Raw genomic sequence first — 229 nt, 5'->3', positions numbered from 1 at the left:
ACGGCCGCGCCTGGCAGAGGTGCTGGCTTTAGGGCTCCTGAATTGGCGACGCGTCCTCCTCCTGGCTAATGTTGAGGTCCTCGGCTTTAATATCCCGCCAGAGTACCGCGATGCACATACCACCGCCGCCTCCTCGTGGCGCCTAATGACGGGCCTCAATCCTCCCGACTATCAAAGTGACCTCAAGGCGCTCGCCCCCCATCAGCTGCCAGTGCTGGCGCTGATTGGC

General features: G+C 62.4%; 1 protein-coding gene. It reads left to right on the top strand.

All coding sequences use genetic code 11. The features are described 5' to 3' along the window. Window positions 1–229: hypothetical protein (locus R2R70_RS23740; RefSeq protein WP_410979453.1), on the top strand; the 229-nt coding region annotated here is incomplete at both ends.

The organism is Cobetia sp. SIMBA_158, assembly GCF_046566945.1.
GTDB classification, from domain to species: Bacteria; Pseudomonadota; Gammaproteobacteria; order Pseudomonadales; family Halomonadaceae; genus Cobetia; species Cobetia amphilecti.
This window is presented reverse-complemented; position numbering and strand designations above follow the sequence as displayed.